General features: G+C 68.1%; 18 protein-coding genes, 1 tRNA gene and 1 pseudogene. 8 read left to right on the top strand and 12 right to left on the bottom strand.

All coding sequences use genetic code 11. The features are described 5' to 3' along the window. The first annotated feature begins 61 nt into the window (after positions 1–61). Complete coding sequence (locus tag G6N20_RS04710) at positions 62–199, top strand: hypothetical protein (RefSeq protein WP_163662830.1); 138 nt, start codon at positions 62–64, stop codon at positions 197–199. 40 nt (positions 200–239) lie between these two features. On the opposite strand, the gene G6N20_RS04705 is transcribed toward G6N20_RS04710, so the two are convergent. The 4 genes and pseudogenes from G6N20_RS04705 to G6N20_RS04690 all read right to left on the bottom strand — a co-directional run bounded on the left by G6N20_RS04705 (position 240) and on the right by G6N20_RS04690 (position 3,293). Next, a tRNA-Ile gene (locus tag G6N20_RS04705) sits at positions 240–316 on the bottom strand. A 5-nt stretch (positions 317–321) separates the two neighbouring features. Beyond that, positions 322–650 (bottom strand): annotated as a pseudogene (locus tag G6N20_RS04700) (tyrosine-type recombinase/integrase). Positions 651–988: 338 nt separating this feature from the next. Beyond that, positions 989–2,161 carry a Fic family protein gene (locus G6N20_RS04695; RefSeq protein ID WP_083049540.1) on the bottom strand — a complete coding sequence of 391 codons (1,173 nt, stop codon included), beginning with the start codon at positions 2,159–2,161 and terminating at the stop codon, positions 989–991. A 619-nt stretch (positions 2,162–2,780) separates the two neighbouring features. Beyond that, a complete protein-coding gene (locus G6N20_RS04690) occupies positions 2,781–3,293 on the bottom strand; it encodes a nitroreductase family deazaflavin-dependent oxidoreductase (protein WP_083049535.1) in 513 nt (170 codons plus the stop codon). A 157-nt stretch (positions 3,294–3,450) separates the two neighbouring features. Between G6N20_RS04690 and G6N20_RS04685 the strand changes: the two genes are divergently transcribed. Beyond that, a complete protein-coding gene (locus tag G6N20_RS04685; protein WP_083049533.1) occupies positions 3,451–6,084 on the top strand; it encodes a cation-translocating P-type ATPase in 2,634 nt (877 codons plus the stop codon). 19 nt (positions 6,085–6,103) lie between these two features. On the opposite strand, the gene G6N20_RS04680 is transcribed toward G6N20_RS04685, so the two are convergent. Both G6N20_RS04680 and G6N20_RS04675 read right to left on the bottom strand, forming a co-directional pair. Then, positions 6,104–7,477 carry a TldD/PmbA family protein gene (locus G6N20_RS04680; protein WP_083049530.1) on the bottom strand — a complete coding sequence of 458 codons (1,374 nt, stop codon included), beginning with the start codon at positions 7,475–7,477 and terminating at the stop codon, positions 6,104–6,106. After that, a complete protein-coding gene (locus tag G6N20_RS04675) occupies positions 7,474–8,991 on the bottom strand; it encodes a TldD/PmbA family protein (RefSeq protein ID WP_083049527.1) in 1,518 nt (505 codons plus the stop codon). The genes G6N20_RS04680 and G6N20_RS04675 overlap by 4 nt, the downstream gene beginning before the upstream one ends. Before the next feature lie 33 nt (positions 8,992–9,024). On the opposite strand from G6N20_RS04675, the gene G6N20_RS04670 reads away from it, so the two are divergent. The 6 genes from G6N20_RS04670 to G6N20_RS04645 all read left to right on the top strand — a co-directional run bounded on the left by G6N20_RS04670 (position 9,025) and on the right by G6N20_RS04645 (position 13,845). After that, complete coding sequence (locus G6N20_RS04670) at positions 9,025–9,897, top strand: carbohydrate ABC transporter permease (protein WP_083049525.1); 873 nt, start codon at positions 9,025–9,027, stop codon at positions 9,895–9,897. Then, positions 9,884–10,705 carry a carbohydrate ABC transporter permease gene (locus G6N20_RS04665; protein WP_083049522.1) on the top strand — a complete coding sequence of 274 codons (822 nt, stop codon included), beginning with the start codon at positions 9,884–9,886 and terminating at the stop codon, positions 10,703–10,705. The genes G6N20_RS04670 and G6N20_RS04665 overlap by 14 nt, the downstream gene beginning before the upstream one ends. Then, the gene (locus tag G6N20_RS04660; RefSeq protein ID WP_083049519.1) at positions 10,702–12,024 is read left to right on the top strand and encodes an ABC transporter substrate-binding protein; all 1,323 of its coding nucleotides are present in this window, start codon (positions 10,702–10,704) and stop codon (positions 12,022–12,024) included. Before G6N20_RS04665 ends, G6N20_RS04660 begins: the two co-directional genes overlap by 4 nt. 285 nt (positions 12,025–12,309) lie before the next feature. Next, on the top strand, positions 12,310–12,957 hold the full coding sequence (locus G6N20_RS22105) for a PE family protein (protein ID WP_083049516.1): 648 nt from the start codon (positions 12,310–12,312) through the stop codon (positions 12,955–12,957). 129 nt (positions 12,958–13,086) lie between these two features. Next, the gene (locus G6N20_RS04650; protein ID WP_083049513.1) at positions 13,087–13,365 is read left to right on the top strand and encodes a hypothetical protein; all 279 of its coding nucleotides are present in this window, start codon (positions 13,087–13,089) and stop codon (positions 13,363–13,365) included. Between the two features lie 57 nt (positions 13,366–13,422). Continuing rightward, positions 13,423–13,845 (top strand): NYN domain-containing protein, encoded by a 423-nt coding sequence (locus tag G6N20_RS04645; RefSeq protein WP_083049511.1) that lies wholly within the window; start codon positions 13,423–13,425, stop codon positions 13,843–13,845. Here G6N20_RS04645 and G6N20_RS04640 read toward each other — a convergent pair. The 6 genes from G6N20_RS04640 to G6N20_RS04615 are packed head-to-tail and all read right to left on the bottom strand — an operon-like array spanning position 13,781 to position 18,428. Further along, positions 13,781–14,413, bottom strand: a complete 633-nt coding sequence (locus tag G6N20_RS04640; RefSeq protein WP_083049509.1) for a CAP domain-containing protein — start codon at positions 14,411–14,413, stop codon at positions 13,781–13,783. The genes G6N20_RS04645 and G6N20_RS04640 overlap by 65 nt on opposite strands. A 14-nt stretch (positions 14,414–14,427) precedes the next feature. After that, positions 14,428–14,805, bottom strand: a complete 378-nt coding sequence (locus tag G6N20_RS04635) for a DUF732 domain-containing protein (protein WP_083049552.1) — start codon at positions 14,803–14,805, stop codon at positions 14,428–14,430. 10 nt (positions 14,806–14,815) lie between these two features. Continuing rightward, a complete protein-coding gene (locus G6N20_RS04630; RefSeq protein ID WP_083049506.1) occupies positions 14,816–15,298 on the bottom strand; it encodes a hypothetical protein in 483 nt (160 codons plus the stop codon). Further along, positions 15,295–15,867 (bottom strand): mammalian cell entry protein, encoded by a 573-nt coding sequence (locus G6N20_RS04625; RefSeq protein ID WP_083049503.1) that lies wholly within the window; start codon positions 15,865–15,867, stop codon positions 15,295–15,297. The genes G6N20_RS04630 and G6N20_RS04625 overlap by 4 nt, the downstream gene beginning before the upstream one ends. Further along, the gene (locus G6N20_RS04620) at positions 15,834–17,288 is read right to left on the bottom strand and encodes an MCE family protein (protein ID WP_083049500.1); all 1,455 of its coding nucleotides are present in this window, start codon (positions 17,286–17,288) and stop codon (positions 15,834–15,836) included. Before G6N20_RS04620 ends, G6N20_RS04625 begins: the two co-directional genes overlap by 34 nt. Continuing rightward, positions 17,289–18,428: a virulence factor Mce family protein gene (locus tag G6N20_RS04615; protein WP_083049497.1), complete on the bottom strand. Its 1,140-nt coding sequence runs from the start codon at positions 18,426–18,428 to the stop codon at positions 17,289–17,291. Between the last annotated feature and the right edge of the window lie 8 nt (positions 18,429–18,436).

The raw sequence follows: 18,436 nt of genomic DNA, 5'->3' as shown, positions 1-18,436 counted from the left end.
TGTGTGGCCGTGTTGGCACGAGGCCCCCTTCCGGGAGAGCGCGATGTGCCCTATCGCGTCGATGGTGATCATCCTTGGCTTAGCGCAACAACACCCTTCAGCGGCAGCGTCGATTCAAGAACGCAAGATGGCGGATGGCATTGACCTCAACGACTTCTTCGCCGAGGCCAAGCGGTTCTTTGCCTACGCGCCGTCGTAGCCCACGCGCGCCTGTCCTGCCTTTGACCTGCAAGGCTGCTTGGTGGGGCGGGCGGGGCTCGAACCCGCGACCAACGGATTATGAGTCCGCGGCTCTGACCAACTGAGCTACCGCCCCTTGCGCTAACTAGCCGCGGATATGTTCTCCACCGCACTCTTGATGGCCCGCCCGAGCGCGTCTGCCACGCCCGCCAGGTCGTCGCTGAGGTGGCCGTAACGGTCCAAGGTCATGGCCGCCGTGGCGTGTCCGAGAAGCCTCTGCACGACCTTGACATTAGCGCCCCGCCGATCGCGAGCGATGCCGTGGTGTGCCTCAGCCCGTTCGGGACCAAGTCGGCTTCGACAAGGCCTGCACGGCGGTCGGCATGGCGCTCCCATACCGGCTCGGGGACAGGCACGTGACGCACCCGGTTGGTCTTCGTCGCCGTCTCGACGATCCCGGCCCCGGTCACAGACGTAGCCGATGAGCGAGTCAACTCCCGGTCCCCCACGTTCTCGCGACGCAGGGCCGCTGTCTCACCGAAGCGGAGTCCGCAGTGGCCGAGAACGAGGGTCAGCGTCTCGAATCGCTCCGTCGCCCTGGCGAGCTCAAGAAACTCGGCGGGGGTCAAGTAGCGTCGCTCCCGCTCGGTCGCTGTCGGCAGATCTTCGGTCCACGCACCTTACCTGACTCGCTGCTGACACTGAAGTGGAGCCAGATCATTCGCGATTCGACATGAAGAGGGCGATCATGCTTCGACGTCCGGGCAATAGTGTTGGATCGCAACGCAATGGATTTTTCACACGGCGGTCAGCCCCGCCGTCCGGCCCGTTCGGCGAACGCGTCGAGCGCGGCGAGCACTTCAGGAGAACGCCACACGCGGTTGCGGGGCCCGCTGGTCGTCTCGACGAGGATTCCCGCCTCGGTGAGCGGGTTGAGGTAGCGGTGAGCGTTGGTGGACTCGATGCCCAGCTCCTGCGCGAGTAGCGCAGCGTTGACGACCGGACGTCGGGTCAACAGATCAGCGACCTTCCACACCGCCGAGTCGGACCGCGCGGTGATCACGTCGTTCCAATTCTCCCGGATACCACGAATATCGGCGACCAGCTGACGCCCGTTCGCGATAGCCAGGACGCTGGCCTGTGAGAAGCGCTCGACAATCGGCGCGGCGTCACCGTCGCGGTAAGCAGTCAGCGCGGCGAAGTATGCGCCCGTGTCGGTCAGCAGCCCGGCCGAGACCGGCACCGTCACCTGGCGGGTCAAGCCTTTGTTGCGCAGCATGGCTTGCACCAGTGTGCGGCCCGCGCGTCCATTCCCGTCGGTGAAAGGGTGAATGGTCTCGAACTGTGCATGGGCCACCGCGATCTGCGGCAGTGCGGGAACGTCGGCGCGCTGCGCGAAGGCGATCAAGTCGTCAATCGCGCCGGGGACCAGCTCGTGGCGCGGCCCGACGAATGTCGCGCCGATGGGGGTGGAGCCACCGCCGATCCACACTGGCTCGGTACGGAATTCGCCTGGCGTATGGCGTGGCTCGTTGGCCATCAACGCGCGGTGCATCGCCAGGATGGCGTCGGCGTCAACAGTGTCGGACAGGGCGACCGCTGCTTGCATCGCAGCAGTGTTGGCGACGATCATCTCAGCGTTGCGCTTGGCCCTGCCACCAGGCAGCTCGGCCTCGGCGATAGCGCGGGCTGATGCGGTCAGGTTCTCGATCTGCGAGCTGGCGGCGGACTCTGACCGTAGCAACACAGCGGCAAACGGTGTGATTTCGCCTCCGAGTTCGACGTCGAAGCGCGTGATCTCGTGGCTGGCGGATTCGGCTTCTGCGAGCACGGACGGCGGCAGGTCCAAGACCAGCTCGGCAATGTCGACCGGCACGGCGGGGTGGTAGGTGCCGTACTTCGGCAGCACGGGGCTCGCGTACCGCATCCCCTGTGGTTCCCAACGTGCATCCTCGTAGGTGATGGGGCGAAGTGAAGTCATTGCTCCATTTTAACCTCATTTATCAGACTAAGTGAAGTTAATAACGTCAGTTGACTTCACTTAGTGCAGCCGTGCCTGTGCCGGACGCCGCGAGATCGCCGCATCTACCGCCTGGGTAGCGCGAAGGTCGCCCTCGACAACGACCGCCAGGCGGTTGCAGTGGCTAATCCGTCAGCGATCATCTTGGCCAGCTCGCCGGCCCGGGCGCCCCGGGCGCCGGTCAGCGCCGCGGCAGTGCTGGCGTCGAGACGCAACTCCTTCAGTCCGTCGCGACAGGAGCGCAGCGCGTTCAGGGCGGCAGCGGTGCTGACTATGGTGCCGCTGTTGCGTATCGAGAGCTGTCCAGCCGATACCGCAGTCGATACCGCAGTGCTTCCAGACCCGTCCAGCTCAGCCCAACGCGACAAGCCCATCGCCGCAGCTAGAAGCCGGTATATCCCGAACCCACCAACTCCAGCCAACGCAGCAAACGCCCAGGAACACCGATTATGAGTCCGCGGCTCTGACCAACTGAGCTACCGCCGCTAGGGCTATCCCGCTGTGCGCACAACCATCGACCCTAGCGCGCCAGCCGGCGCCGACAGACCCCAAACCGACGCGTCCGCGCCGCTCGAGACATTCAGCCGTCAACCGGCCGAAGCCGAAACACCCGGATCTCGCGGGGCGAGCAATTGGCCCGGTAGTTCTCGTAACCGTTGTAGAAGTCGACGGCGGTGGCCCACGCCGCCGCGCGGGCATCTCCGGTCAAAAGCTCGGCCCGGTACCGTCGGGGCGGGCCCTTGAACTCGACCGTGCAGTCGGGGTGTGCCAGCAGGTTGGCGCTCCAGGCCGGATGCGTGGCCCGGCCGTAGTTGGATCCGATGGCCAGCAGCCCGTCGGAGTCCGCGATCAACGTCAGCGGATGCGTGCGCGGCCGGCCGGATTTGGCCCCGGTCGACGTCAGCAGCCCGACCTTGTCGAACCCCATCGAGCTCACCCGGCCCTTGGTCCGAGGGATCAGCACCTTGTCGATGCGTGGCATCACGTGCAGACCGAATAGGTTGCCGGCCCGACTCATGGCGAAGCGCTCCATCAGCGCCTCATCGAGCCGTAACCGCCGACCGCGAAGCGGACTTTCCCGCCGAAACGCCATGGGTTGACGGTACCTGCCGCTGGCCCTTGGCGACGATGCGTGGTGCCGGGTTCGACGAGCGGACAATCCGGTGCGCCGCGGCACGCGTCACGCGCAACCGCCTCGGCGATAGCATTTCGGTCGCGCTGGTCGTCGAGAGCACGCATCGGGAGAAATCATGGCCGCTGTCACGGCGCCCGGGCTGACCACGGCGGAGGCCACCGCCCGGCGCAAGCGCGGCGGTGCCAACAGGCTTCCGGTGGCAAGCAGGCCCTCGATCGCGCGCCGCCTGCTCGACGAGCTGACGCACTTTTTCGCCCTGCTGCTGTGGGCGGCCGCGGCGCTCGCCTTCCTCGCGAAGCTCCCGCAACTCAGCGCCGCCATCATCGCGGTGATCGTGCTGAACGGCGTCTTCGCCTTGATCCAGCAAGCTCGGGCCGACCGGGCCGCCGATCGGCTCCAGGAGATGCTGCCCACCCGAGTCACGGTCTGGCGTGACGGTCGTCGGCAGCTGATCGAGGCCGAGGACGTGGTGGTCGACGACGTGCTGCTGCTGGAAAGCGGCGACCGGGTGCCGGCCGACGCCGTGGTCCTTGCCGAGAACCGGTTGCTCGTCGACTCGTCCATGCTCACCGGCGAGAGTGCGGCCGGTGCCGTGGCCGAGGGCGAAACCCTCTTCGCCGGCACGTTCGTCGTCGAAGGCGACTCGCGAGCCCGGGTCACCGCGATCGGCCCGCACACCCGCCTGGCCGGGATCGCCCGGCTGACGACATCCACCTCGAAACCCGACACCCCACTGACCCGCGGCCTGCAGGGCGTCGTGCGGCTCACGGCCGCGATCGCGGTCAGCGTGGGCGCGCTGTTCCTGCTGGTTTCGGTGCTCGTCGGCAACCCGATCCAGCAGGCCTTCGTGTTCGCGATCGGCGTCACCGTCGCGCTGGTCCCGGAGGCGCTGCTGCCCACGGTGACGCTGTCGCTGGCCTGGGGTTCGGAGCAGATGGCCAAACGGCAGATCCTCGTCCGCGACCTCGAGGCCGTCGAGACGCTGGGCTCCACGACGTTCATCTGCACCGACAAGACGGGAACGCTCACCCAAAACCAGATGACCGTGGTCGAGGCCTGGACGCCCGCCGGGTCGCTGACCGTCGAGGGCCCCGGCTACGCTCCGACGGCCGGATTGACGTGGTCCTCGGCCACCGCGGCGGACCGGGTCCGCGCGCTGGCCCTGGCCGGCGAACGCTGCTCCACCGGGTACGCCGACGAGGTGGCCGGGCGGTGGCGGGCCCACGGGGACCCCATGGAGGCGGCCCTGGACACCCTGGCCCGGCGCCTGGGCATCGACACCGTCGAGGACCGTCGCGCCGGTTCGGCCGAGCTGCGGTTCCCCTTCGACCCCCGGCTGCGCCGGATGGCCGTGGTGCTGGCCGACGAGATCGTGGTGAAGGGCGCGCCGGACGCCGTGCTCCCGCTCTGCGGCGACGACCCCGCGGCCCACCGGGCGATGGACACGCTCACCGCCCGTGGGCTGCGGGTGCTCGCCATCGCCGCCGGGCCGAGAAACGGCCATACTCCCCGGGATCTGAAGGACTGCGACCGGGGGTTGCGCCTGCTGGGCCTGGTGGCACTGGAGGATCCGCCGCGGGGCGAGGTCTGCGAGTCGCTGCAAGCCTGCCGAAGGGCGGGAGTGCGGGTGGCGATGGTGACCGGTGACCATCCGGCCACCGCGACGGCCATCGCCGACGAGGTGGGGCTGCGCCGCCGCGACTCACCGGTGCTCCTGGGCACCGACCTTCCCGAAGACGAGCAGCATCTGGCCGCGCTGCTCGACCACGACGGGGTGGTGGTCGCCCGGGTCTCCCCGGAGGACAAACTCCGCATCGCCCGCGCGCTGCGCTCGCGGGGGCACGTGGTGGCCATGACCGGGGACGGTGTCAATGACGCCCCGGCGCTGCACGAGGCCGACATCGGGGTGGCCATGGGCCGGTCGGGCACCGATGTCGCCCGTGAGGCGGCCGACCTGGTCCTGCTCGACGACTCCTTCGCCGGCATCGTGGCCGGCATCGAGCAGGGCCGTGCGACCTTCGTCAACGTCCGCCGGTTTCTCACCTACCACGTGACCGACAACGTCGCCGAGCTCGCGCCGTTTCTGGTCTGGGCGCTCTCGGGCGGCCTGTTCCCGCTCGCGCTCGGCGTGCTGCAGATCATCGCGCTCGACCTGGGCACCGACACCCTGTCGGCGGTCGCGCTTGGCGCCGAGCCGCCCGCCAAGCACCTGCTCGAAGACCCCCCGGTGGGCGGGCGGCTGATGAACCCCACCGTGCTGCGCCGGGCCTTCGGGGTGCTGGGGCCACTCGAGGCCGTCCTTTCGCTGGCCGCCTTCGTGGTGTCCCTGTTGGCGCTCGGTTGGCGTCCGGGAAATCCGTTTCCCACCGGGCAGCCGCTGGCGGCGGCCTCCGGCGCGGCGTTCATGACGGTCGTCTTTGCGCAGACGGCGAACGTCTTTGCCTGCCGATCCTCCTCGCGTTGGCCCGGAGCGCTGGGCTGGTTCACCAACCGGCTCCTGCTGCCGGCGGTGCTCATCGAGCTGGCCTTCTCCCTCGTCGTACTGTGGGTGCCGCCCATCGCGAGGCTGCTGGGCCAGTGGAACCCGCCGCTGTGGGGCTGGGTCGCCGCGCTGGCGTCGATGCCGGTCCTGCTGGCCGTCGACGCGCTGGACAAGCACCTGCGGTCGCGAAGAATCGGGTGCGCACCTCGGCGACGTCGTCGGCGACGAGGTGCGCCGGGGTCCAAATTAACGCATCCGTATATCTGACGGCGGCTGTTCGGCCGCATTACTGCGCCTGGCTGACCGAGGACATGTGAAAGTCCGGTATCCGCAGCGACGGCATCGCCGCCCGTGTCGCCCAATCCCCCCATTCCCGCGGCAGGGTCGTCTCGCTGACACCGGCCTCGGTGGCCCGCCGCAGCAGATCCAGCGGGCTCTCGTTGAACCGGAAGTTGTTGACGGCCGCGGTCACCTCGCCGTCTTCGATGAGGTAGACGCCGTCGCGGGTCAGCCCGGTGAGCAGCAGCGTGGTGGGGTCGACCTCGCGGATGTACCACAGCGTGGTCAGCAACAACCCGCGCTCGGTGGCCGCGATCATGTCGGCCAGCTCGGTCGACCCGCCCGTCATCACCAGGTTGTCGGCGGCGACCGCGACCGGGGCGTCGAATTTGGCGGCCGTGGCCCGCGGATAGGCCAGCGCGTTGATCACCCCGTCGCGGATCCACTCCACGTGGGCGATCTCCATCCCGTTGTCGAACACCGACTGTGTCTCCGAGGAGTTGCTCACCGCCACGAACGGCGTACACGCCAGGCCGGGCGCCATCGGATCGGAGAACAGCGTCAGCGGCAAGTCGGTGAGCCGCTCGCCCACCCGGGTTCCGCCGCCGGGCGCCGAGAACGCGGTCCGGCCCTCCTGCGCCCCCCGGCCGGCCATCGACCAGCCCAGGGAGATCATCAGGTCGGCCACCGTCGACGGCGGCATGATCGTCTCGTACCGTCCCGCCGGCAACTCGACGGTGCGCTCCGCCCACCCCAGCTTCATCGACAGCTCGCCGAGCAGCGAATCGGTTGGCACGTCGACGAAATCGGGCGTGCCCACGCCCGTCCATACGCTGGCGTCGCCGCGTTTGGCGTTGATCTCGATGGCGCCGGCGGGCTGGGTGTAGCGCCGGCGCAGCCCCGTCGAGGACGCCAGGAACGTCGTCGCGACGCTGTGGTGCGCATAGCCGAACAGCCGGTCGGGGCCGCGGAACGCCCGGTTCAGCCTGCCGACGACACCGTTGAAAACCTCCGGCCCGGTGCCGGGTATCGGCGCATCCCAGTCGGCCGGCTCCCCGCCGTCGCCGATCAACGGCGCGGCGTCGCCGGCTTCCGGCGCGCAGCGGGCCGCCTGCTGCGACGCCGCCACCAGTCCGGGGATCACCGCCGGGTCCACTTCGGCGGAGACCACCGAGCCGACGAACGCGCTATCACCCTGGCGGACAATAGAAATCACCGTCAGACCACGACTCACCGCGATGCCGTTGGTGGTCATCGTGTTGCCCGCCCAGCGCAGCGTGGCCTGCATCCGGTCGGTGACCAGCACCATGGTCTCGTCGGCCCGGCCCGCTTTTGCCGCCTCCTGCAGGACGAGGTTCACCAGGTGCTGCGGGGTGATCATCGGCCGCCCTCGGTACGGGTGTTGAGCACGTTGACGCCGCGGAACAGCGCCGACGGACAGCCGTGGCTGACGGCGGCCACCTGGCCGGGTTGGGCCTTGCCGCAGTTCATCGCGCCACCCAGCCGGAAGGTGGACGGGCCGCCGACGGCTTCCATGGAATTCCAGAAATCGGTGGTGGTGGCCTGATACGCGACGTCGCGCAACTGGCCGTACAGCTGCCCGTCGCGGATCCGGAAGAACCGCTGCCCGGTGAACTGGAAGTTGTAGCGCTGCATGTCGATCGACCACGACTTGTCCCCGACGACGTAGATGCCGTCGTCGACCCTGCCGATCAGGTCCGCCGTGGTGAGGTCGTCGGTGCCGGGTTGCAGCGAAACGTTGGCCATCCGCTGGATCGGGACATGGTGCGGCGAGTCGGCGTAGGAGCAGCCGTTGGAGCGCTGCTGCCCGAGCCGCAAGGCGAACACCCGGTCGAGTTGATAGCCCACGAACACCCCGTCACGCACCAGGTCCCAGCTTTGCGCGGCCACTCCCTCGTCGTCGTAACCGACTGTAGCCAAACCGAATTCGACGGTACGGTCGGCGGTCACGTTCATCACCGGGGAGCCGTAGCGCAAGCTGCCGAGTTTGTCCGGAGTGGCGAACGACGTTCCCGCGTAGGCCGCTTCGTATCCGATCGCGCGGTCGTATTCGGTTGCGTGGCCAATGGATTCGTGGATGGTCAGCCACAGGTTGGTCGGGTCGATCACCAGGTCGGTGGGCCCGGGCATCACGCTGGGCGCCCTGACCTTCTCGGCCAGCAGCGACGGCAGCTCGGCGAGCTCATCGGTCCAGTTCCACACCTCGTCGCCGGCCACCGCTTCCCATCCTCGCGCGGTCGGCGGGGCCAGGGTGCGCATCGAGTCGAAGCTGCCCGCCTGGGCGTCGACGGTCACCGCCTCCAGGGAGGGCATCACCCGCACCCGCTGCTGGGTAATCGAGGATCCGAAGGTATCGGCGTAGAACGTCTGCTCCTTCACCGACGTCAAACCGGCCGACACATGGTCGACGCCGTCGGCGTCCAGCAGCCGGGCGGAGTAGTCGCCGAGGACGGCGATCTTGTCGGCCGCGGGGATGTCGAACGGGTCGATCCGGTAGTTCGACACCCAGGTGGCATCGGTGTACACCGGCTCCGGCGCCAGCGTGATGCGCTCCTTGTTCAGCGGCGCCAGCACGGTGGCCACGTGCACCGCGCGGCGTGCGGTGGCCGCTGCGGCGTGCGGCGACAGTTCGGCGTGCGAGGCGAATCCCCACGTGCCGGCGACGATCACCCGGACCGCCAGACCGAGCTCGCGGCTGAGCACCGCGGTCTCCAGCTCACCGTCGCGCAGCTGGATGATCTCGCTGCTGATGCGGTGAATCCGCACGTCGGCGTGGCTGGCCCCGGCCGCGCTGGCCGCCGACAGCGCGGCGTCGGCCAACTGGTGGCGCGGCAGGTCCAGGAAGTCGGCATCGATCCCCCGCTTCGGTGTCACGGCTACACCGTAACGACCCGCTTTAATACATCCATGAGCGACGCGCCACGCCGAACCACCGCTCTGGCCTACGCCCTGCTCGCTCCCAGCCTGTTCGGCGTGGTCACCTTCTTGGTGCTGCCGATACTCGTGGTGGTCTGGCTCAGCCTGTACCGCTGGGACCTGCTGGGCCCGCTGCGCTACGTCGGGCTGGCCAACTGGCGATCGGTGCTGGCCGACTCCGGCTTCGGCGACTCGCTGGTGGTGACCGCGGTCTTCGTGGCGATCGTGGTTCCCGCGCAGACGATGCTCGGGCTGGGCGCCGCGCTGCTGTTGACCCGCGGGCTGCCGGGCACCACCTTCTTCCGCACGCTCTACGTCCTGCCGTGGATCTGCGCCCCGCTGGCGATCGCGGTGATGTGGCGCTGGATCCTGGCGCCCACCGACGGCGCCATCAGCGCGCTGCTGGGGCGTCGCATCGAATGGCTGACCAATCCCGACCTGGCCCTGCCGGTGGTTGCCGCCGTCGTCGTGTGGACCAACGTCGGATATGTCTCGTTGTCGTTCCTGGCGGGCCTGCTGGCCATCCCCGACGACATCCACGCCGCCGCCCGCACCGACGGCGCCAACGCTTGGCAGCGGTTCTGGCGCATCACCCTGCCGATGCTGCGGCCGACGACGTTCTTCGTGCTGGTCACCGGGATCGTCAGTGCCGCACAAATTTTCGACATCGTCTACGCGCTGACCGGCGGCGGGCCTCAGGGCCGCACCGACCTGGTGGCGCACCGCATCTACGCCGAGGCGTTCGGTTCGGCGGCCATCGGGCGCGCGTCGGTGATGGCGGTGGTGCTGTTCGTCATCCTCGTCGGCGTCACCATTGTCCAGCACGTGTATTTCCGCCGGCGGATCAGCTATGAGCTCACGTAGCGTGTCCAACCCGGTCATCTACGCCTGCCTGTTGCTGGGCGCGGTGATCACCTTGCTGCCGTTCGTGCTCGGCTTGCTGACCTCGTTCACGTCCGCGCACCAGTTCGCGACGGGCACCCCGCTGCAGTTGCCGCGGCCGCCCACCTTGGACAACTACACCGACCTGGCCGGCGCCGGCTTTGGCCGGGCGGCGGCGGTGACGGCGCTGATGACGGCGGTGATTCTGCTGGGCCAGCTGACGTTTTCGGTGCTTTCCGGCTACGCGTTCGCCCGGTTGCGGTTTCCCGGACGCGACGCGTTGTTCTGGGTCTACATTGCGACGTTGATGGTGCCGGCGACGGTCACGGTGGTGCCGCTGTATCTGATGATGGCGCAGCTGGGTCTGCGCAACACGTTCTGGGCCCTGGTGCTGCCCTTCATGTTTGGTTCCCCCTATGCGATCTTCTTGTTGCGCGAGCACTTTCGACTGATCCCGAACGACTTGATCAACGCCGCACGCCTGGACGGCGCCAACACCCTGGACGTGCTCGTGCACGTGGTGATCCCGTCCAGCCGCCCGGTGCTGGCCACGCTGACGCTGATCACCGTGGTCTCGCAGTGGAACAACTTCATGTGGCCGCTGGTGATCACCAGCGGCCGCAAGTGGCGGGTGCTGACGGTGGCCACCGCCGACCTGCAGTCGCGGTTCAACGCCCAGTGGACGCTGGTGATGGCCGCGACCACGGTCGCGATCGTGCCGCTGATCGTGCTCTTCGTCGCCGCCCAGCGGCACATCGTCTCCTCGATCGTCGTGTCGGGGCTCAAATGAGCCGCCCCCGCTTTTCCACGCTGGTCGCCGGGGCGCTTGTGCTGGTCTCGATGCTGTTGGCGGCGACGGCGGTGGTGTTGAACCGCGCGGGCGAGTCCAGCGGCGGCACGACCGTGGTGACGGTGCGGCTGTGGGCGCCGGTGATCGCGTCGGCCTACCGGCAATCGTTCGACGCCTTCAGCCGGTCGCATCCCCACATCGAGGTGCGCATCAACCTGGTCGCCTATTCCACCTACTTCGACACCCTGCGCACCGACGTGGCCGGAGGCAGCGCGGACGACATCTTCTGGCTGTCCAACGCCTACCTCGCCGCCTACGCCGATGGCGGCCGGTTGATGCGCATCGACGCCGACACCTGCGACTGGGAACCGGCGGTGGTCGATCAGTTCAGCCGAGGCGGCGTGTTGTGGGGGGTGCCGCAGCTGACCGACGCCGGGATCGCGGTGTTCTACAACGCGGACCTGCTGGCCGCCGCCGGCGTGGACCCTGCCGAGCTGGACGACCTGCGATGGAGCCCCGACGGCGACGACACGCTGCGCCCCCTGCTGGCCCGGCTCACCGTCGACGCCGACGGACACCCTGCGGGCACAGCGGGTTTCGACGAAAGACGGGTCCGCCAGTGGGGATACAACGCGGCCAACGACCCGCAGGGCATCTACCTCAACTACATCGGCTCGGCCGGCGGCGTGTTCCAGCGTCACGACGAATTCGCGTTCGACAACCCCGAGGCGGTCGACGCGTTCCGTTATCTGGTCGGCCTGATCAACGACGATCATGTCGCGCCGCCGGCCTCCGACACCAACGACAACGGCGATTTCTCCCGCAACCAGTTCCTGGCCGGCAAGATGGCGCTATTCCAGTCCGGCACATACAATCTCGCGGCGGTGGCCCGGGATGCGACCTTCCGTTGGGGAGTGGCGATGATGCCCGCCGGCCCCAAAGGCCGGGTGAGTGTCACCAACGGCATTGCGGCAGCAGGTAATTCGGCGTCCAAGCACCCCGACGCGGTGCGTCAGGTACTGGCTTGGATGGGCAGCAGCGCGGGCAACGCATATCTGGGCCGCCACGGCGCGGCCATCCCCGCGGTGCTGTCGGCCCAGCCGGTGTACTTCGACTACTGGAAAGCCAACGGCGTCGACGTCACACCGTTCTTTGCGGTGCTCAACGGACCCCGCATGCCGGCCCCGGGCGGTGCCGGCTTTGCGGCCGGCAACGAGGCTCTGCAGCCGTATTTCGACGAAATGTTCCTCGGCCGCGGCGATGTCGCGACGCTGCTCCGGCGGGCTCAGGCCGCGGCCAACGCCGCCGCGCGGCGTTAGACGATATGAAGGGCAGTTCATCCATCGAGCGCATCCCGAGGAGTTTGCCGGGCGGCTGTTGACGCATCTGTGAGGTGTCGGCCAAGCCGAGTGACTCAAGTGACTTCTGAGGCTCGTGAGGCGGATATTAGCGGGTTGGCTAACTTGATAGCGGGGCTAGAATTGTCTCATCGTCCAGCGCGCCCGGATCGGAGTTTGCGGCGGTTGTCGCGTCGCGGGCGTTTGGTTGGTACCGGTCATGACCAAGGGTTGTGTCCGCGCACAAAGACACAGGAGCAGCACGCCATGGATTCCATGTCACACGACCCGGCGGCCGCCGACATTGGTTCACAGTTAATCGACATCGGTAGCCAGGGCCTCAGCGCCGGTGCGACGGCGGCGGTGTCGGTGTTGACCGGCCTGGTCCCCGCGGGCGGTGAAGAGGTCTCGGCGCAGGCAGTCATGGCGTTCGCGCAAGAAGCCGCCTCGATGCTGGCGTCCAACACGGCGGCCCAGGAGGAACTCATGCGGGCGGGCGCGGCGCTGACCGACATCGCCCGGATGTACGGGGACGCCGACGACAACGCCGCCGGCGCGTTGACGTTCAGCGGTGCGGCGATTTCCCGTTCGACGGCCGGCGGAGCGGGCGTGAGCACCGGCGCTGGGCTGCTGCGCGCGGGATCGCTGCCCGGCGAAGCCGGCGCGGCGGCGCGCACGCCGTTGATGTCGCAGCTGATCGAGGCGCCCTCATCGCCGACCGCGTCGGCCGCCGCCAGCGCCGGATCGTCGGCGATGAGTGGCGCCGCGCCCTTGGGCAGCGGGATGGGTGCCGCGGGCGCCCCCGCCGGCGGTGCCGCCAAGCCGGGGTTGGCCTCGGCCACCGGCCCCGCGGACGAGGACGAAGGCGAACGCGACGGCCGCGTCGAGCTGCAACCCGGTGAGCGCCTGACGTAGCGGTATCGCGGGCCGGACGCTGTTTGTCGGCCGCCGGTCGGCGGCGACGATGTTGTCGTAATTCTCCTGCACGGTGGTGGGCAGGCGCGGTCTCCTACGCTTGTTGGGCAATCGTGAAGGAGGGATGTTGTGAACAACCCCGACATGGCCACCATCTTGCGGGAAATCAAGGTCCCGGAGCAGATGAAGGGCAGCCAGGCGCTCCGTGACTTTTTGCTCATCCATGTCGGCGACGAAGAATCGCTGGCCAGCCCGGAACGCCTCAAGCAGTTGAACGGGCTGCTCATCCTCTCCCACCTCGAAGTGGTCAACGCCCTCGGCGCGTTGGAAGAAAGAGCCGCACAGCGACACTACGAGAGCTTTCGCAAGGACATCACCAAGAGATCCGGGTGGCGTCGCTGGTTCTAAGTGTGCCGGCGCGCGGCTGACAGCCCGCACCGAGGCGACATCGTCGTACCGTGAGGTGTGCGCTGGATCGTCGACGCCATGAACGTGATCGGCAGTCGCCCGGACGGTTGGTGGCAGGATCGGCACGGCGCGATGGTCGCGCTGGTGCAGCGGCTGGACCGGTGGGCCACCGTCAAGGGTGACAAGGTGACCGTCGTGTTCGAGCGGCCACCGTCAACCGCGATCCGCTCGACGGTGATCGAGGTGGCCCATGCGCCCGAGGCTGCCGCCAACTCCGCCGACGATGAGATCATCCGGCTGGTGGCGGCCGACCCGCAACCGCATGACATTCGGGTCGTGACGTCGGACAGGGTATTGGCCGAGCGGGTGCGAAGCCTGGGCGCATCCGTCTGCCGGGCGGAGGGGTTCCGCGATCTCATCGACCCGGCGGCATCGCGGGCGGGGGGTACACCCCACGCAGGATCCACGGGAGCCAGCTGATGCCATATTCGATCTCGTCGCTGGCGTCGTAGTCGGGGCTCGGGTCGATCGGAACGTTTTCCCGCGAGGCAACCGGATCCGGTGGTCGGTCGGGCTGCCCGTAGACGGCCACCACGACGGTGCGATCCGGGCTGTTTTCCGACCACACCCCGATTTGGCTGTTGGCGCAATTGGACATGATCGCGAAATACGAAGGGTTGTAATACCACTGGTTGATCAACTCGATGCCGCTGATCGCCAGGGCGGGATTGATCGCCACCGTTTCGGCCACCTTGCCGTGGAAGCCGGCGGCGGTTGCGCGGTCTTGCGGGGTGGACCCGTCAGAACCGATGTCGTCGTTGAGGTTTCGGTTGTGCAGCACATCGAGGGCGTGCCATTGCGCGGCCAGTTGCAGCCGCGGGTTGATCTTGACGTCGTTGGTGCAGCCGGCCTGATGTTGCACGGTGTAGACGTTGGCGACCACGCCGTCGTTGAGCCGCTTGTTGTCGGCCCGCGCGGCGGGTGCAGCCCACACGGCGCCGGCGGCGATGGCCAACAAGGCAGACAGGGCCGATGCTCGACGCGACATATCAGTCCCTTTCTTCAGGGCCGTGGCCGATAGTGGGCCGCGGAGTTTCGCAGCTGCCAGATCAACGCGGGGCAGAGTTCGTTGACGGCCTGGCCGAGCAGATAGGAGGCCTGGTAGTCGTCGACGGTGTTGAAGTCGGCTTTGATCTCGCCGATGACCTGTGCATAGGTGCATCCCCGAGATACCTTGTCGCAGAGGCCATGTCCGTAGGTCAAGGCGGCATCGGCGTTGGCGAAGTCGTAGCCGGGACGCACCGTCACGTTGACCAGATAGGCCACCACGTCCGCGCGCGCACGCGGTGTCACCGCCGTCGTCAGCACACCGCATAACAGCGCACCCGCGAAAACCCCAGCCGCCAGAGGCTGGATGCGGTGAGACGACCGGCGGTGCATCATGGTGAGCTCACACCGGGTCGAATCGTGCGATCAGCCAACGCCCGTCGACCTTGTCGAGGGTGACCCGAACGCTGGATGCGGTGGTGCTCGGCGCGTCCTGGCCGACGGTGATGGTCTGGTTGACGAACAGCAGCACGACGGCGTGTTTTGCGGAAGCCGATACCGACGCCGCGGCCGAAACGGTGGCCGCGGCAGAGATCTGCTTTTGCTGCGCTCCGGGGATCACCACGTCGTGGGTCAGCTGCGTGTAGGCGTTCAGGAACGTACCGGTCAGCCCGCCCCGCGCGGCCTCCAGGTCGCGCTGCACGGTGTCGGGTCGGTAGGACAGCAGCGCGATGGTGCCGTCGGTCGCGGCCTGCACCGATTCCGCGCGGGCAACCGCGGCGTCGCGGACGGCGCCGTCTTGCCACTTCAGCACGCCCGCGGCAGATGCCAGCGCCAACGCCAGCCCGGGCAGTAGCCCGTAGGCGATCACCCGCGACCAGCTCATGGGACGAATCCGACATCGGACACCTTGACCTGGTCGCCGACCCGCTGCACGGTGATGCGCATTCGCCACGCTCGTGGAACCGGGTCGGCTTCGCCGGCGGTGGAGGTTTGCACGGACACCGCCACCAGCGCCTGGGCCGTGTCGGCGGTCTGCGTCTGCAGCCCGGCCTCGGTAATCGTGCCGACGGTGGTGGCCTGGGCTTGCTGAAGCACGTCGATGAAGGGCTGTGACCGCTTGGCGAAGTCGTTGTAGAACTCGCCGGTGGCGCCGTCTAGAATGCGGCGCACATCGGCCTCGGCGTGCCGCCAGTCGATCGTTGTCAGGTTCAGCGCGCCCTGGCGGGCCACTTGCAAAAACTGACTGCGCTGGGCCTGCGCCTGGCGTGCCTGCTGGACGCGAAATCCGCACCAGCACAACAGCATCGCCAACGCGACGACAACGGCCAAGCCGAACAGCAGCGCGCGCCGCGGTGCCGACATGGGTTTGGCTCGGGCCGGCGGCACGCCAGCCGCGTCGGCGGCCTCATCCGTCACCGTCAGCTGCCCGGCGGCAGCAGCATCGTTTGCCATGTCTTGTCCTTCGGCGCGGTTTGAGCCAGGTCGGATCGGGTGTACCGATGCCCATCGGGTCCGATGTAGGTGCCGGTGGCCGGGTCGTACTCGGCGGCGGCAAGGGGCAGCGGCGGTACCGACGGGGGCGGACCCGCAGCCGGACCCGGCGGCGACTGCGGGATGTCCTGACCGGACAACGTGGCGTTGGGGTCGCCCTTCCAGTTGTAGCCGTCGTTCAGCGGCACGTACGGTTCATTGCTCTCGCACAACTTCACCGTGGGTGCGCGCTTGCCCGGCACCGTCTCACAGGGGATGTTGCGGGCGCCGCGCACGTTGAGCGGCGAATCCTGCGGCACCCGGCAGTACAGATCGCCGGCCGGGCGGTCCGGGTAATCCTCGAACGTGGGGATGCGCTGCTGCTGGGCCGGCAGGAACCCGGTGGTGCACGGCGGTGGCAGGTTGAGGTTGAGGTTGAAGCTCAGATACTGACCCCGGTAGGCCTGCTTGGTGTTCAGGTTGGCCAGGATGCCGGCCTGTTCGGCGGCGATGGCCATGGGGAACACCACCAGCAGCTGTTCGATGTCGTTGTGGTAGGTGAGCGCCACCTGGCCCACGCTGACGAGGTTGGCCAGCAGGATCGGCAGGGTGGGTTGCAGGCGCTCGAGCAGTTGACGCATCTGCCCCAACGCCGGGCCGCCCCGGTCGATGAGATCGCCGACGGCCGCGTCGTGCGTGTGCAATTCCGTGGTGACGGTGGCCAGGTGTGCTGCCCAGGCCGTGATCGCATCCGAGGTGTGGGTCTGTGAGTCGAGCACCGGCTGGGCCCGATCGATCAGCGCCACCAGCGGTTCGAGATTCTGGCGCGCGTCGATCGCCAGCTTCGACGTTCCCGTGACCAGCCGGGATAGCTCGGGGCCGAGCCCGGCCACCGCGGTGTACGACTCGTCGATGACGGTCTTGAGGTTGTCTCGAGGTATCGCCGCCAGGGCGGTGTTCACCGCGCTGAGCAGAGCATTGATGTCCGGCGGCACCGAGGTGTCGGCCAGCGGGATGACGTCGCCGTCGGTCAGCGGAGGCGAGGTGGTGTTGCGGGGCAGCAACTCGACATAGGTTTCGCCGATCGCGGTGTGGCTGTGCACCTCGGCCTTGAGGTCCGACGGGATGTCAATGCCCGATTTCAGGGCCAGCACCGCTTGCACCCCGGTGTCGGTCAGCCGCACCGATCGCACCCGGCCCACCTCGAAGCCGCGGTAGGTGACGTTTGCGCTGTCATACAGTCCGGCGGCTTCCGGCAGCTCCATCGTCACCGTGTAGCGGCCGACACCGAACAGCATGGCCGGCAGCTTGACGAAGTGCAGAAACGTGACGGCCAGCACCGCCACCGAGATCACGGTGAAGACGGTCAGCTGAACGATGACCCGGCGCGGTAGATGCAGCATCTAGGGCCCCTGGTCCCCGTGGTAGGCGATTGTCAGCGGGTTGCCGGGGGTGCCCCGGTAGCCCGCGGTGCACGGGCTGGGGAACTGGCCGATGGTGCGCCCCCACTGCAGCTCGAGCTGGGTCAGGTGACACTCCCACCGGGTGCCGGTCAGCAGGCCCTGGTCGATTCGGCTCAGGGTGAGGTCGACGATCGCGGTCAGGTTTGCGTAGTCGCCGCGCTGGAAATTCTGGAAGGTCTCGTTCGGGAACGGGAAGGTGGCCAGCAGGGACAGTGATCGGGTCAGGGCCGGGCCGGCGTTGGCCAGCGACTCCAACACCGGTCCGACTTGCCGGAGTTCGGTGACCAGGTTCGCCTTGGTTTTGTTGACCGAGTCGACGGTCAGGGCGCTGAATTTGCTCAGTTGGTCGGCCGCCTCGACGAGCTTGTCCCGCTCATCGCTCAGCACCGCGAGCGCGTCGGGGATGGTCGTCAGGGCCCGGTCCAAGACGGGTTGCTGGGCGGCGAACCTGCCGACCAGGCGGTTCAGGCTGTCGGTGGCCGCGATGATGTCACCGGACTGGTCGTTGAGGTATGCGGTGAAGGTGTCCAGCTGCCCGATCAGGCCGCGCAGATCGGCTTGGCGGCCGCGGAACGCGGTGCTCAACGCCTCGGTGATGTCCTGTATCTGGCCCAGTCCGCCGCCGTTGAGCACCAGCGACAGCGCCGCCAACGTCTGCTCGGTGCTCGGATAGGCGCCGCCGTGCGACAGCGGAATGACCGAGCCGCCGCGCAGCTTGCCTTGCGGCGCTTCGCCTTTCGGTGGCGCCAGCTCGATATGATAAGAGCCCAGCAGGCTGGTCGTGCCGATCTTGGCGGTCGCGTTGGCGGGCAAGTCGACGTCGCCATCCAGGCGCATGGTCACCAGCGCGTGCCAGCCCTGCCGCTCGATGGCGGTGACGTGACCCACCGTCACGTCGGCGACCCGGACCCGCGAGTTCGGCTGGATGTTGTTGACATCGGGCAGCTGCGCCTGAATCACATAGGACCCCGGACCGTTGCCCTGGGTGCCGGGCAGCGGCAGCGAATTCAGCCCGCGCCAGCCGCAGCCCGATACCCCGGCCACGACCAGAACCATCACCAGGGTCCGGCTGGTTCTCATGAGCCGCC

Origin of the sequence: Mycobacterium shinjukuense, assembly GCF_010730055.1 — a bacterium.
In the GTDB taxonomy this organism is placed as follows: Bacteria; Actinomycetota; Actinomycetes; order Mycobacteriales; family Mycobacteriaceae; genus Mycobacterium; species Mycobacterium shinjukuense.
The sequence above is the reverse complement of the archived record's forward strand: the minus strand, read 5'-3'. Positions and strand labels throughout refer to the sequence as shown.